Source organism: Mucilaginibacter sp. cycad4 (genome assembly GCF_034263275.1).
Classification (GTDB): Bacteria; Bacteroidota; Bacteroidia; order Sphingobacteriales; family Sphingobacteriaceae; genus Mucilaginibacter.
The window spans coordinates 390,110-405,306 of the sequence record NZ_CP139559.1 but is presented as its reverse complement, the minus strand read 5'-3'; the positions used below and the strand labels follow the sequence as shown (position 1 = coordinate 405,306).

The following is a 15,197-nucleotide window of genomic DNA, read 5'->3' as shown; positions in this document are numbered from 1 at the left end:
TATTTATAAAATTTTACGTATTAAAAAGTGGCGTTGACACCAATATTGTAAATTTTTTGATTAGCCGGATAGTTGCCAAAGTCGATACCGAAACTGGTATTATCACTCAGGTTAGATGGTTGAAGCTCAGGATCTAAACCTGAATACTTTGTAATTGTAAATAAGTTGTTTGCCAGGAAATAAACCCTTAACCTTTTAACACCTAAGCTTTTAATTTTTGAATTAGGTATGGTGTAGCCTAAAGTCAATGATTTTAACCTTAAGTAGTTACCATTTTCAACATACCATGAGTTGGGCTCGCCTGTGTTATCCGCGTTGGCTGTTCTTGTTAACACAGGAATAGTTGCTTTTGAATTATCTGCACCTGGTCTCCAAACTTTAGGGCCTAATATATCGGCACTTACGTTACCGGTAAATACCTGTGGAAAGTAAGTCCAGTATTTAACGTAATTGAAGATCTTGGCACCAAATGAACCATACAGGAATGCATTTAAATCAAAGTTTTTGTAAGCCAGGTTAAGTGTAAAACCTGTTGTAAATTTAGGGTTAGGATTACCAATAAATGTTTTATCATCTACAGAGATCTTACCATCTCCATTTACGTCGGCATATTTGAATAAACCCGGGCGCGCGTTACCATCAGTTGGAGAAGCGGCTATATCAGCAGCATCCCTGTACAAGCCAATAACTTTATAGCCATAAAATGCACCTACGGGTTGGCCTGGCTGCAATCTTACAAAGTTTTGAATACGGGTTGAACCGCTACTATTGCGGTTTTGATATTTCAAACCGTTCAAATCTGTAACCTTGTTATCGTAGTGGCTTAAGTTTAATGACAGATCATATTTAAGACCGTTGGCTGCCCCCCCATGATAAGCTGCTGTTACCTCAAAACCGGTGTTTACAATGTTACCACCGTTAACATAAGGCAGGTTTGGAACCGCAACCGGGGCAAGGGCAATGGAAGGATCGGTTGAAACGAATAACAAGCCGGTAACTGATTTACGGAAATATTCGGCTGATAAGTCTAACTTGTTATTGAAGAGTGTCGCGTCAAAACCAATGTTTTTGATGATATCATTTTCCCATGAAGTACTGATGTTACCTAATTGGCTACGATAAGTACCTGTAACTGTTTTATTACCAGTACCATCAATATCGTAGTTCGCGTTACCATTTGATGGTATATACAAAGTGTACGCATTACTCAACCTTGTTTCAACACCATTTAATGAACCTAACTTACCGTAGCTGGCACGTAGTTTCAAATCGCTTAACCAACTGATATCCTTCATGAACGACTCTTTGGAGATCCTCCAACCGATACTTGCCGACGGGAAGGTGCCCCAACGATAGCCATTAGCAAAATAGGATGATCCGTCGCGGCGTATTGTACCACCAACGATATATTTGTCGTCAAAGGTGTAATCGGCTTTTGCAAAGTAAGATAACAAACCGGAATCAAAAAGCTGATCAACACCATTACTTGGCGCATTTACACCATTTGCAACGGTAACATAGTTAGGAAGGAAAGTAAGGTTATAATTACCACCGCCTGCACGGATGCCACGACGATAGGTTGTAACTGCTTCTGAACCGGCCAGTATCTTAACGTTGTGTTTACCAAATTGCTGGTTGTAGTTTAAGGTATTGGTCCAGGTGTACTGACTATTGTAACCTGCAACTTCGGTAAAACCGTTTGTTGAAGTATTACCTTCTGAGTTTTCGTAAGCTGTTGGCGTAAAGAAATAGTAGTAGTAATTATCCACAGTACCACCAAATTGAGTGCGGATGGTGAAATGTTTCAAGAAATCAACCTCTGCAAACAGGTTACCAACTATGTCCCAATTATTATTCCTATTATTTTTTGTACGTTCCTGAACAGCTACCGGGTTGCTTGAGTTACCTAAACTTCCCGACCTGGTGCCTGCAAAGTTGCCCTTAATATCATAAACCGGGATAATAGGAGGTTCTCGGTAGATATATGATACAGCGTTACCTTCGTTTTGGTTATTGCTCAGGTTAGGGCTTCTTTTGTAAAATATATAAGCATTTTCACCAACCCGCACGTGGTTACCAAGCGCAAACGTTGTATTAGCCCTTACTGAATAACGTTTAAAATAAGTATCAATTAACGTACCTTGCTGATTAAAATAGTTAACAGACATTAAGTAGGTAGATTTTTCGCTACCACCACTTGCTGTAATGTTATGACTTTGAATAGGAGCCGGTTTAAATACTTCGTGAAACCAGTCGGTACCCTGTTTATTGGCAAGCGTTATATTGTTTGCGCCAAGTTTATCAGTACCTGCAGGATTTAAACGCAATGGATCTAACGGATTACCATTATTAGGATCCAAATTATACCAGTCGGCAGTAGTACCAGGATCACCAATGTGCGCACCGGCAGGAGTAATAAAATCAGGAATTGTCCACTTTTGTGTTTTTCCGGGATCATATTGAGAGTTACCATCAGCTAATGGGCTTGTGCCATCAGCTTTAGGGCTATTTAAATATGATTCATAAATTGCTTGAACATAAGTTTTAGTGTCGGCCAGTTTAAAGCCGTCGGCCAATGGGCGTTGTGTACCGTAAAACGCATCATAAGTAATTGTTGTGCCACCACTTTTACCTTTTTTAGTTGTTACCACAACTACACCATTTGAACCACGCACACCATATATTGAGGCTGAACCGTCCTTCAGTACCTGGATAGATTCGATATCATTGGGGTTGATGTCATTAAGTGACCCCTGAACACCATCGATCATAACAAGCGGTGCAGTACTGAAGATCGAACCCACACCACGTACGTTAACAGTGGCTCCGCCACCAGGGTTACCCGAGTTAATTACGGTAACACCAGCAGCCTGCCCTTGCAATAAAGAAGCAGTGTTGGCCGCAGGCACAGTTTTTAAGCTGGCCACGTTAACAACAGCAATTGAACCGGTAATGTCCTTTTTACGCTGAGCCGTATAGCCCGTTACAATTACCTCATTCAATGTGCTGCTACCAGATTGTAACGTAATACGCAGGTTTGCGTCGGTACCTACTTTAACCTCGGTACTTTGATAACCGATGTAGGTAACTACCAGGGTATTGCCCGGGCTTAAGGTTAAGGTGAAATCACCGTTAACGTCGGTCACAGTACCAGTACTTGTACCTTTAACGCGTACAGACGCGCCAACAATGGGTAATTTATCGTCGGAGCCGATAACCTTACCTTTGTACTTTGTTTGTGCTGTAACTACCAATGAAGATACCAGGCAGCATAGCAGCAAACCCAAGTATCTTCCTTTTAGGAGTAAACTTTTAAACATGAGATTGAGATTTAGTTGATTAATATATTTGATTTAAGCTTTTTGGTCGATAATTGGTGGTGCTATGTTTTAAAATGAAAAATTGCACGCTTGCGGGCAACCTGTTTATACGGGGCGATTGTGAGATAGGCCCTGTTAACCAGATTAATTGAAGATGAAGTGTTGGAAAGTAAAAAATGTAAAAGTTTTATCATATGAACTTCTCTCGTATAATTTTTTTAAACTTTTTTATCCGTGTAATCACCTTTTTTGTGCTCCCGCTGCTGAAGCAACATTCAAGTTAAAATGTTATAATAATATTAGATTTTGAACGATTTCTGTTAAAACAGAAATTTATATTGGCTATGGAACTAATGTAATTAGTGTGTACTGTATACACAAGTAAAAGAAGCAGATTTACAAATTAATTATTTATAGGTCAATTTATCAGCTAAAATTACAAATTGCAAACTCTTCATTGATACATTATTAATACATGAGCTATTTTTTTGAAAATATCGCATTGTAAAAGTGTTGCTATTATTCTGTAACAGGTCCGAAAAGGTTGTTGAAACAATAAATATTAGTGCAACAGAGCTGTTACCTTCAATATTTTGCCCCCGGTTTAATACGCCGGGCCTCATTGCCCTAATTTACCAAAATGTTAAAATATCATCATACTTTGCATATACTGTCATGCCAACATTTATTATTAATTGCACAATAATAAATGTTGAATATACATTTACACCAACGATACTTTTCAAGTAATAAATGTTCATATTACATTTATTACAATCGATTTCACACTCTTGCGCAACCTTTTACACACTTTTTTTAAAACAAAACAGCACCGGCAAAATTTACTTGCCGGTGCTGTCCAGATATTTTTGGGTACCCAAAAATATCTTTGCTTTTTTTAACAAAGTGCTAAAAATGTATTATATTCCAAATGGTACTATTTGGTCCACCAAACCGATGCATTATGCGTATCGGCCGAACTGGTTCCTATTTGCACAATAAACTCGCCAGGTTCCCAGTCATACTTAAGCTGGCTGTTATAAAATTTCAATTGTTCGGGAGTAATATTAAAAGTTACCTGTTTTGACCCGCCCGGCTGAAGGCTTATTTTTTGATAGCCTTTAAGCTCTTTTACTGAGCGGCTGATGCTCGCCACAGGGTCGCTGATATATAACTGAACCACTTCTTCGCCCGCATATTTACCTGTGTTTGTTACGGTGACTGTAGCTGTTAAAGTTTCATTGCCTTTTAATTTATTTTTGCTTACGCTAACCGCACTGTAACCAAAAGTGGTATAGCTTAGGCCATAACCAAACGGATAAAGCGGATCATTTGAAATATCAAGATAATTTGACCTGAATTTTGACGGACCACCGCTGTATGGCCTGCCGGTGTTTTTGTGGTTATAATATATAGGTATCTGTCCTACGCTGCGCGGGAAAGTAGCGGTCAATTTACCGGCCGGATTATAATCGCCGAATAATACGTCGGCAATAGCATTACCTGCTTCGGTGCCCGGCGCCCAAACGTCAAGTATCGCGTTAGCATGTTTATCTTCCCAGGTTAGGGTAAGCGGACGGCCATTGAACAACACAATCACCATTGGTTTGCCCAGTTTTGAAAGTTCCTTCAGCATGTTTTTCTGGCTTTCGGGAATATCTATATCCGAACGGCTTGACGACTCGCCCGACATGCTTTGCGATTCGCCCACTACAGCTACTATCACATCCGATTTTTTGGCAGCATCAACTGCTTCTTTCAACAGTTCATCGGCCGGCTTAGCATCTAAGGAAACCATACCCGGACCAAAGTTCAACCTTTTAATAAACAGGCTATCCTCTGTAATATTGGCGCCTTTAGCGTAATTGATGGCAACGTTATTCCCCACTACGTTTTTAATACCTTCCATTACACTCACCGATTTTTGCCATTCGCCGGCAATAACCCAGGTACCCAGCATATCCCGGCGGTTATCGGCCAGCGGGCCAACCAATGCAATACTTCCTCCTTTTTTAAGCGGAAGAGTTTGATTATCATTTTTTAATAATACAAAGGAGTGTTTGGTAATTTCCCTCGCAGCCGCACGGTTGGCAGGTGATAATTCTTCTTTAGCCTCCTTATCGGCATCCATTGATTTGTAAGGATTATCAAACAAACCTAATTTATACTTGGCTTCCAATACACGCCGGCAGGCAAGATCAATTTCCTGCTGGGTTATTTTCTTTTGTGCAAGCGAGTTCTTTAAAGTTTTCAGGAAACCCTCTCCTACCATGTCCATATCCAAACCAGCTTTAAGCGCAAGGGCAGATACCGTTTGCAGATCACCAAGACCATGATCTGTCATTTCGTTTACAGCTGTATAATCAGACACCACGAAACCTTTAAAGCCCCAATGCTTCCTTAACAGATCAGTTAGCAACCATTGGTTACCTGTTGCAGGTACACCATCAACCGTATTGAATGAGCTCATGAAGCTGCCCGCACCTGCATCAACTGCTGCTTTATATGGCGGCAGGTAATCCTGGTACATTTTAATACGGCTCATATCAACTGTGTTATACTCACGACCAGCTTCTGCACCTCCGTAAAGCGCAAAGTGCTTAACGCAAGCCATCACAGCATCCGCATCTTTCATGTTTGTTCCCTGGTAGCCCTGTACCATCGCTTTTGCCACCTGCGAACCATACCATGGGTCTTCGCCCGAACCTTCAGAGATACGGCCCCAGCGGGGGTCGCGGGCTATATCAACCATTGGCGAAAACACCCAGTTTAAACCTTCGCCGGTTGCTTCTTTAGCTGCAATTTGTGCCGATTGTTTGATCAGGCCCATATCCCACGTAGCCGACATACCCAAGGGGATAGGGAAAATAGTACGGTGACCGTGGATCACATCCAAACCAAAAATAAGCGGGATATGCAATCTTGAGTTTTTAACAGCTATGTCCTGGACCTGGCGGGTTTGCTTAGTACCCCATACACCAAATACGCCGCCAATTGATCCTTTTTTAATATTTTCTTCAACACCTTTATTTACTACCGATCCTGTTATCGCCGCCCCGACTGTTACCAGGTTAAGCTGACCAATTTTTTCATCAAGGGTCATTTTACTCATCAGGCCTTTTACATAGGCGTTCATTTTTGCATCTTCGGTTTTGGCCTGTGCCAGCACCTTGTTAAAGGGCGTCAATGCCACGCAAAATGGCATCACGGCTATGACAAGCCGGCTTGAAAAATACTTTTTCATTTTTTAATTTATATGGGTAGTAAATAATTGGTTAACAAATATGACTAATAATCAGGGCATTTCATTGCGCCCTTAAATATTTTTGATGGTTTTTAAAGCGATATGCTATGGCATTTTACATAGTGTATTAAGTACACAATTGTAAATATTATAATTAAAAAATCAAACTTTATTTGTACAATAGCACAAATGTTAAGTAAACAGCAACTTATTGAGTACAGCGAGGATGCCCGTAAAAACTACGTGAACCACATTTCTATTGATTGTGTTGTATTTGGATTTCATGAAGGGCAAATGAAAGTGCTGTTGTTAAAAACCCATAATGAAGAAAAATGGTACCTGCCCGGCGGCTTTGTACTTAAGGAAGAACCGATAGATAACGCAGCTGTAAGGATCTTACAGGAGCGTACCGGTTTGGATAAAATATTTTTACAGCAGTTTCGTGTATTTGGCGACCCGAACCGTTCAAAGGTTCATAATGATATGTATGCCGATATGCTGCCTAACGAACAAAACTGGTTTTCGGGCCGGTTTATATCTATAGGCTATTATGCACTGGTTGATTTTTTTGGTGTTATGCCCCACCCCGATCAGTTTTCGGAACTTTGCGCCTGGCGTGATCTGGACGATATGCCCGAAATGCAGCTCGATCACGAGAATATCTATAAAAATGCTTTAGATGCCTTACGCCTGCAGCTTAACTATCAGCCTATCGGCTACAACCTGATGCCGAGGGAATTTACTATGCCCGAGCTTCAAAAACTTTATGAAACCATTTTAGGCAAAAAGCTGGACAGGCGCAACTTTCAGCGCCGCATATTAGGCTTCGGCATCCTCAACCGGTCTGAAGAACCCCGCAAAGGCGGCGCACATAAGGCGCCATACCTGTATTCGTTTGATATGGAAAATTACCGGCATGCCTTAACCGAAGGGTTTAAAGGCGGATGGTAATTTCGGCCACAAGAGCGATAGCTTACGCTGCAGCTATCGCCCTTTTTAGTGTAAAATAAAAAGTACTGCCTGAGCCTATTTCACTTTCGACATTGATCTTCCCTGCCTGGGCTTCAATAAAATCCTTGGCAATAGCAAGGCCCAGTCCAGTGCCGCTTTGCTCAGATGTAGTGTTGGGCACCTTAAAATAGCGCTCAAACAAACGGGGCAGGTATTGGCCTTCAATACCTTTGCCATGATCGGTCACTGAAAATTCAATCTCATCATTCTTGTGCTTTTTAACTACCAGTTCAACGGTCGATTTTTCATGGCTGTATTTTATGGCATTGGAGAGCAGGTTAATGAGCACCCAGGTGGTTTTATCCAGGTCGGCATGCACTTTAGGCAGGCTTTCATCGCATTTTACCTTGATATCCACCTGCTTCTGATCGGCAATAAACTTGATGGCCTTCACCGCGTAATCCACGATATTTTGAGGGTGTGTGCTGCCAAAGTTCAGCTGCAGCTTACCGGTTTCAACCTGGGCCATATCCAGCAACTCACCGGTGATAAGCAGCAACCTGCGGGTGTCCTCGTCTATATTGCTGATCAGCTGGCGCTGTTCGGAGTTTACCTCTCCAATACGCTCATCTTCCAATAGCTTAAGGCTCATTTTTATAGATGAGATCGGCGTTTTCAACTCGTGCGATATGGTAGCGATGAAGTTGGTTTTAGCCTCGTCAAGCTGCTGATATTCGGTAATATTTTTCAGGATGATCACCTTGCCTATCACTTTATCCCTGCTGCTAACCGATAGCGATTCGCGCGAGTAAAAACCTTCACGCTCGTCGGCGAAGATCCGCAGCTTTGCCTGGTCGTTCACCAGCAGCTTACGTAACAGATCATTTTCGAGCGCAATATCAGGGGCATATCTGCCATTAAGCTGATCTGCTTTCATGCCAATAAGATTGCAGGCCACCTGGTTGGCAAATATGATAATGCCCTTTTCGTCAAGACCGATAATGGCATCATGCATGGAGTTGATAATAGTTTCGATCCGTTTTTTTTCAAACAGGATACTGGCCAGGTTACTGTTTTCAAACTCATCAAGCTTGCGGGTCATGTTATTGAAAGCTTGTCCCAACTCGCCAAATTCATCGTCCGATTCAAAATGGATCTGTTGATGATAATTTCTGTTAGATACCTCTTTGATACGTGCTGTTAGCTCCTTAATAGGATTGGCAATATAACCCGGAAAATTAACCGCGAAACTAAAAGCCACCAAAAACAAAAACGCTCCTAAAAAAGCCACCAGCCAGGTAACCCGTTTAGAAGTAGCTGTCGCTACGTCATTTTTATGCGATATAGCATCCATATTAAGCTTCATGATACCATACAGATGCTGATGCAACCTGCTCCGCAGTTGGTTTTGTACCGCTTCGGTATTATCAGCATGTTTCAGCTTTTCATAGGTGGCGCTTGCCGAATCGGTCAATTGCTGCTCGCCCGCTTCAGTAACATTGCGTTGCTGCAAGGCTATATTTTGATCAATTGTTTTTAACTGTTGCGGAGTTAAGCTGCCCGTGCGCGAATCTAATGCTGTTAACACATTCTGTGTGTATTGCAGGGTTTTGTAGTTATCTTTCAGGATAACGCCCGCATCGGCAGATAACCGGTTCAGGAAGTATATAGATAACCCGCAGCAAATTAATGCCAGTACAAACAGGAAACCAATGCCTGTACGGAGTTTGTTTTTTATAGTCATGGTTATGAAAGTATTACAAGGTCAATATCAGTTTTCGACATTTTATTCAGTAGCTGTGTAAACACAGCTGTTTTCATGATAAGCTGGTAAAATTTAAACCGCGGCTTGCCAATACAAATCGTGGTGATGTCATATTTTTCGGCGGTTTCCCAAATGGTGCGGGCTACATTATCGTCTTTTACCTTCAGCACTTCACCTCCCAGTTGCGTAGCAAGCTTCATGTTATTAATAAGGTGCCTTTGCGCGGCTAAGTTAATCTTATCACTGCTCTCGCGCGAGGTTTGCACATACAACAAATACCATTTGGAACGATAATATGATGATAACCTTGCCGTTTTACGGATAATGACCTTAGCCGACTCATCATTGGTGCTGATACAGGCCAAAAACAGCTCGGGCCGCAACTTAATGGTTTTAGGTACTTCAATATCTATCTTCCGCTCAACCTGGTGGGCCACTTCGCGCAGGGCCAGCTCACGCAATTGCAATATTCTTTCTGCCTGAAAAAAGTTGCTGAGCGCAGTCGGAATCTTCTTCTCGTCATAAATCTTACCTTCTTTAAGACGGTCAATCAGCTCATCGGCGGTAAGGTCGATGTTCACCACCTCATCGGCCAGTTGCAAAACTTTGTCGGGCACACGCTCATTGATGGTGGCACCGGTTATGCGCTGCACTTCTTCGTTAAGACTTTCCATGTGCTGTATGTTCACCGCGCTGATCACGTTAATACCCGCGTTCAGGATCTCCAGTACATCCTGCCAGCGCTTTTCGTTGCTGCTGCCTTCAATATTGGTATGGGCCAGTTCATCAACTATTACTACCTCGGGCCTTAGGCTGATAATCGCTTTTAAATCCATTTCCTCCAGTTCCTTCCCCTTGTAAAACAGTTTGCGGCGTGGTATTATGGGCAGCCCTTCAAGCAGGGCATGCGTTTCCTTACGGTTATGGGTTTCAATGTAACCTATTTTAACGTCGATACCATTACGCATCAAAGCCTGGGCCTCCAGCAACATGCGGTAGGTTTTGCCTACCCCGGCGCTCATGCCTATATATACCTTGAACTTCCCCCGGCGCGATTTTTTGATCAGCTCCAGGAAATGTTCAACTGATTGCTCTTTGGTGTCTTCGTTCATAAGGCTAAGCCCCCTCTAAATCTCCCCCGGTAGGGGGAGACTTTAAAATTATCGATTATATATACAGCTATTAATGCTGTGCGCTTTTTATTCTTCAGCCGTTGTTGGTGTTGTCACCAACAACTTATGCTTTTCAATTAACATTCCGTGCGCCTTGTCTGATGGTTGTTGGTGTCAACGGCCTCAATTTGCAAATCAAAGTCCTCCCTTCCGGGGAGGATTTAGGTGGGGCCTATTTCATCTCATCCAGTGCCACATTTAATTTCAACACATTCACCTTAGCCGGGCCAAACAAACCAAACAACGGTTGCTCTGTATGCTCATTAACCAGTTTGGTTAAAGCATCGGCCGATAAACCACGGGCTTTAGCCACACGGGCAACCTGTACCCGCGCACCGGCGGGTGAAAGATCAGGATCCAGTCCGCTGCCCGATGCGGTAACCAGTTCGGCAGGGATCTGTGAACGGGTTACACCGGGATTGTGCTTCAGGAAATCTTCAATTCGGCCTTCAACCTGTTTCAGATAATCGGGGTTTGAAGAGCCTTTGTTTGAACCTCCCGAACCCGCAGCATTATAATCAACTGCCGATGGACGGCCCCAAAAGTATTCGTCTTTAGTAAATTTTTGGCCAATGTTGGCATAACCAACTACCCGGCCTTTGTAAGCAATGGTTTCACCATCGCCTTTGCCCGGAGTAAATTTACCGATACCAGCTATAGCTAAAGGATATATGCCTGCTAATAATACAATGAGGATTAAAGTAAGCTTGATGGATGGCAACAAATATGTTTTCATTTTCTTTTTAGATTTGAGATATGAGATTTGAGACGTGAGATCTTGGATACAGGGATATAAAATAAGACAAGTTCCTGTCTCAAATCTCACATCTATATTATATAAAAAGTGCAACAGCTAAATCAATTAATTTAATACCAATAAATGGTATCAGGATACCGCCTAAACCATAAATGAGCAGGTTACGGCGTAACAGGGCGCTTGCACCTATTGGTTTGTATTCGACACCACGCAAAGCCAACGGTATCAGCAACGGAATAATAATAGCGTTAAATATCACTGCCGATAATATAGCCGATTGTGGGCTGTGCAGGTCCATGATATTTAGTGCCTTTAAAGCCGGCATTGATACCATAAACAGCGCCGGAACAATGGCGAAGTATTTGGCTACGTCATTAGCGATACTGAAAGTGGTCAATGTACCGCGGGTCATTAATAATTGTTTGCCTATTTCCACAATTTCAATCAGCTTGGTCGGGTCGTTATCCAGGTCAACCATATTACCGGCTTCTTTAGCGGCTTGCGTACCGCTGTTCATAGCCACGCCAACATCGGCCTGGGCAAGAGCAGGGGCATCGTTGGTACCGTCGCCCATCATGGCAACCAGTTTACCACCCTGCTGTTCTTTTTTAATGTAGTTCATTTTATCTTCCGGCTTCGCCTCGGCAATAAAATCATCCACACCAGCCTTCTCAGCAATAAATTTGGCCGTAAGCGGATTATCGCCGGTAACCATTACGGTTTTAACACCCATTTTGCGCAGGCGCTCAAAACGTTCGGCAATACCGGTTTTAATAATGTCCTGCAGTTCGATAACACCCATGATCTTTTCATTTTGCGATACAACCAGCGGGGTACCATCGTTTGATGAGATCTTTTTAACATTCTCTTCAACATCGGCGGGGAATGGGTTGCCAGCCTTTAAAGCGATGTTACGGATAGAATCAAATGCGCCTTTACGGATACGTAAACCATCATGAGTATCTAAACCGCTTGAGCGCGTTTCGGCAGTGAATTTGATGAAAGTACCAGCCCCTCCCAAACCCTCCCCGGAAGGGAGGGCTTTATAATCTTCTACTATTCTAAGCAGCTTGATTCTTTCTCCTTCTCCCCCGGAGAGGGCCGGGGTGAGGCTCAATTCAACAATTGACTTACCTTCAGGCGTTTCATCTGCCAGCGAGCTTAATACGCATGCCATTAGAAAATCTTGCTCGTTTACACCGGCTGTTGGGTAAAAGCTCGTTGCTTTACGGTTACCGATGGTAATAGTACCGGTTTTATCCAGCAATAAGGTATCCAAATCGCCGGCAGTTTCAACGGCTTTACCTGATTTTGTGATCACGTTGGCACGTAAGGCCCTGTCCATCCCGGCAATACCGATGGCCGATAAAAGGCCACCGATAGTGGTAGGGATCAAACAAACAAACAACGATATAAAAGCAGCTATAGTAATGGGCGTATTGGAATAATCACCAAAAGGTTTCAGCGTAACACATACAATAACGAAGATCAGTGTAAAGCCGGCCAGCAAAATGGTCAATGCTATCTCATTAGGGGTTTTCTGGCGTGATGCACCTTCAACCAAAGCAATCATCTTGTCCAAAAAGCTTTCGCCGGGCTGGGTAGTAACCAGTACTTTTATCCTGTCAGACAGTACTTTGGTACCACCTGTTACAGATGATTTATCGCCACCGGCCTCACGGATCACAGGGGCTGATTCGCCTGTGATGGCCGATTCATCAATGGTGGCAATACCTTCAATAATCTCACCGTCAGTCGGGATATTATCACCGGTTTCACAGATGAAAACATCGCCTTTTTTAAGTTGTGACGACATTACCCTTTCCTCCTTGCCGTTAACCAGCAGGCGGGCAGGTGTTTCTTCGCGGGTTTTGCGGAGGCTTTCGGCCTGGGCTTTACCGCGTGCTTCGGCAATGGCCTCGGCAAAGTTGGCAAACAGTACGGTTAATAATAATATAATGAATACCGTAAAGTTGTAGGCAAAGCTACCCTGCCCTTTATTAGTAAGCGAAAATATGCTCACAATGAGCATTACAACGGTACCTATCTCCACGGTGAACATTACCGGGTTCCGAAACAGCACACGTGGGTTTAACTTGATGAAGGACTGCTTTAAAGCATCCTTCATCTGATCACCCTGGAACAATGTATTTTGATTTGAGTTCATGATTTATGGTTTTACCCCCTCTAAATCTCCCCCCAGGGGGGAGACTTTTTGATTTACTTTTTAAAGTCCTCCCTTTCGGGGAGGATTTAGGAGGGGTGTTTATTTTAATGAAAAATGTTCAGCAATCGGACCTAAAGCTAATGCCGGAAAGAATGATAATGCAGCAATGATCATAATTACCGCGAAGATCATCAGCCCAAAGGTCGAGGTATCACTCTTCAGCGTACCGGCGGACTCTGGTATATATTTCTTATTGGCTAATAATCCTGCTATGGCCAGCGGACCAATTATTGGCAGGAACCTGCCTAATACCATCACGATACCGGTGGTATAGTTCCAGAAGATATTACCATCACCCAAACCCTCAAAGCCCGAACCATTGTTGGCTGCTGCCGAGGTGTACTCATACAACATTTCGGAAAAGCCGTGGTTACCGGGATTATTTAACCATGAAGATGGTTTAACAGCCCAATCAGCACCGGCCGCATGCACAATAAAGTATGATGAAATGGCGAGGCCAACCAATATGATAAAAGGATGCAGCAACGCAATAAGTGAAGCGATCTTCATTTCGCGCGCCTCTATCTTTCGTCCCAAAAACTCCGGAGTACGACCAACCATCAAGCCCGAAATAAATACGGCAACTATGATAAATATGTAGAAGTTAAGGAAGCCAACCCCACAACCGCCATAAAAACAGTTAATCATCATGCCCAGCATCATCATAGTGCCCGAAACCGGCATGGCGCTGTCATGCATGGAGTTTACCGATCCGGTGGAGATAATGGTGGTCATAATACTCCAGTAAGCCGAGTTTGCCGGGCCAAACCTTACTTCCTTACCTTCCATTGCGCCTGTGGCCTGGCTCACGCCCATTTTAGCAATAGCAGGGTTGCCATGCAGCTCGGCATTCATGGTCGGGACCATCAGCATCAACATGCCCAGCGTCATTACACCGAAGATCACGTAGGCGAATTTCTTTTTATTGAGATAAAAACCCAGTGCAAATACCAAAGCAATAGGAATAACTACCTGCGCTACCAGCTCAACAGTATTGGTTAAGTAGTTGGGATTTTCGATTGGGTGGGCAGAGTTGGCACCGAACCAGCCGCCACCATTTGTACCCAAATGTTTAATAGCGACTAAGGCAGCAACCGGTCCGCGGGATACGTGAACGGTATCGCCCTGCATGCTGATAAAAGTATCTTTGCCGGCATAGCTGGTGGTCATGCCGTTAAATGCGAAGATTACAGCTATAACAAAAGAGATAGGCAATAATACGCGGGTGATAGATTTCACAAAGTACTCCCAAAAGTTACCCAGCTTGTCGGTAACCTTATCTTTCATGGCCCTGAAAACAACTACCAGCGCGGCAATACCTGTTGCGGCCGATACAAAATGCAGGAACATGAATACAAAATGCTGTGTAAAGTAGGTAGCGCCACTTTCGCCTGAGTAGTGCTGCAGATTGCAGTTCACTAAAAAGCTGATGGCGGTATTGAAAGCAGTATCAGGCGACTGGCCCGGATTGGCGTCAGGGTTAAGGGGTAGGTGGTCTTGTGCCATCAGACATACAAAGGCATATATTAACCAAACGCTGTTGATGGTGAGCAGGGCCAGCAGGTGCTGTTTCCAGTTCATTTCGCGTTTGGTATCGATGCCGCTGAAGCGAAAAATGAGGCGATCGAGCGGGGCCATAAAATCGAGCCAGGTTTTTTCGCCCTTAAAAACTTTAGCCATGTAACGGCCAAGGGGAATGGCAATTGCTAAGGTGAGCAGGTAGGTGAAAATTACACCCGTAAGTTCAGTGTTCATAGTTTA

8 protein-coding genes are annotated in these 15,197 nt (G+C 43.3%); 1 reads left to right on the top strand and 7 read right to left on the bottom strand.

All coding sequences use genetic code 11. The features are described from left to right. Window positions 1-20 precede the first annotated feature (20 nt). Both SNE26_RS01815 and bglX read right to left on the bottom strand, forming a co-directional pair. Window positions 21-3,320 carry a TonB-dependent receptor gene (locus SNE26_RS01815; RefSeq protein ID WP_321557675.1) on the bottom strand — a complete coding sequence of 1,100 codons (3,300 nt, stop codon included), beginning with the start codon at window positions 3,318-3,320 and terminating at the stop codon, window positions 21-23. A 937-nt stretch (window positions 3,321-4,257) separates the two neighbouring features. Further along, window positions 4,258-6,564: a beta-glucosidase BglX gene (gene bglX, locus SNE26_RS01810; protein WP_321557674.1), complete on the bottom strand. Its 2,307-nt coding sequence runs from the start codon at window positions 6,562-6,564 to the stop codon at window positions 4,258-4,260. A gap of 189 nt (window positions 6,565-6,753) precedes the next feature. Between bglX and SNE26_RS01805 the strand changes: the two genes are divergently transcribed. After that, window positions 6,754-7,515, top strand: coding sequence for an NUDIX domain-containing protein (locus SNE26_RS01805; protein WP_321557673.1), 762 nt, complete (start codon window positions 6,754-6,756; stop codon window positions 7,513-7,515). 22 nt (window positions 7,516-7,537) lie between these two features. Here SNE26_RS01805 and SNE26_RS01800 read toward each other — a convergent pair whose 3' ends face one another. The 5 genes from SNE26_RS01800 to kdpA all read right to left on the bottom strand — a co-directional run bounded on the left by SNE26_RS01800 (window position 7,538) and on the right by kdpA (window position 15,191). Beyond that, complete coding sequence (locus SNE26_RS01800) at window positions 7,538-9,259, bottom strand: ATP-binding protein (protein WP_321557672.1); 1,722 nt, start codon at window positions 9,257-9,259, stop codon at window positions 7,538-7,540. Between the two features lie 2 nt (window positions 9,260-9,261). Then, window positions 9,262-10,392 (bottom strand): sensor protein KdpD, encoded by a 1,131-nt coding sequence (locus tag SNE26_RS01795; RefSeq protein WP_321557671.1) that lies wholly within the window; start codon window positions 10,390-10,392, stop codon window positions 9,262-9,264. Between the two features lie 232 nt (window positions 10,393-10,624). Next, window positions 10,625-11,188 carry a K(+)-transporting ATPase subunit C gene (locus SNE26_RS01790; RefSeq protein WP_321557670.1) on the bottom strand — a complete coding sequence of 188 codons (564 nt, stop codon included), beginning with the start codon at window positions 11,186-11,188 and terminating at the stop codon, window positions 10,625-10,627. Window positions 11,189-11,285: 97 nt separating this feature from the next. Beyond that, the gene (gene kdpB / locus SNE26_RS01785; RefSeq protein WP_321557669.1) at window positions 11,286-13,376 is read right to left on the bottom strand and encodes a potassium-transporting ATPase subunit KdpB; all 2,091 of its coding nucleotides are present in this window, start codon (window positions 13,374-13,376) and stop codon (window positions 11,286-11,288) included. Between the two features lie 99 nt (window positions 13,377-13,475). Beyond that, window positions 13,476-15,191: a potassium-transporting ATPase subunit KdpA gene (gene kdpA / locus SNE26_RS01780; protein ID WP_321557668.1), complete on the bottom strand. Its 1,716-nt coding sequence runs from the start codon at window positions 15,189-15,191 to the stop codon at window positions 13,476-13,478. Between the last annotated feature and the right edge of the window lie 6 nt (window positions 15,192-15,197).

Excerpts from the sequence above, each read along its gene's own strand:
- SNE26_RS01815 (WP_321557675.1), bottom strand. The coding sequence starts at position 3,320 with ATGTTTAAAAGTTTACTCCTAAAAGGAAGATACTTGGGTTTGCTGCTA.
- bglX (WP_321557674.1), bottom strand. The coding sequence starts at position 6,564 with ATGAAAAAGTATTTTTCAAGCCGGCTTGTCATAGCCGTGATGCCATTT.
- SNE26_RS01805 (WP_321557673.1), top strand. The coding sequence starts at position 6,754 with ATGTTAAGTAAACAGCAACTTATTGAGTACAGCGAGGATGCCCGTAAA.
- SNE26_RS01800 (WP_321557672.1), bottom strand. The coding sequence starts at position 9,259 with ATGACTATAAAAAACAAACTCCGTACAGGCATTGGTTTCCTGTTTGTA.
- SNE26_RS01795 (WP_321557671.1), bottom strand. The coding sequence starts at position 10,392 with ATGAACGAAGACACCAAAGAGCAATCAGTTGAACATTTCCTGGAGCTG.
- SNE26_RS01790 (WP_321557670.1), bottom strand. The coding sequence starts at position 11,188 with ATGAAAACATATTTGTTGCCATCCATCAAGCTTACTTTAATCCTCATT.
- kdpB (WP_321557669.1), bottom strand. The coding sequence starts at position 13,376 with ATGAACTCAAATCAAAATACATTGTTCCAGGGTGATCAGATGAAGGAT.
- kdpA (WP_321557668.1), bottom strand. The coding sequence starts at position 15,191 with ATGAACACTGAACTTACGGGTGTAATTTTCACCTACCTGCTCACCTTA.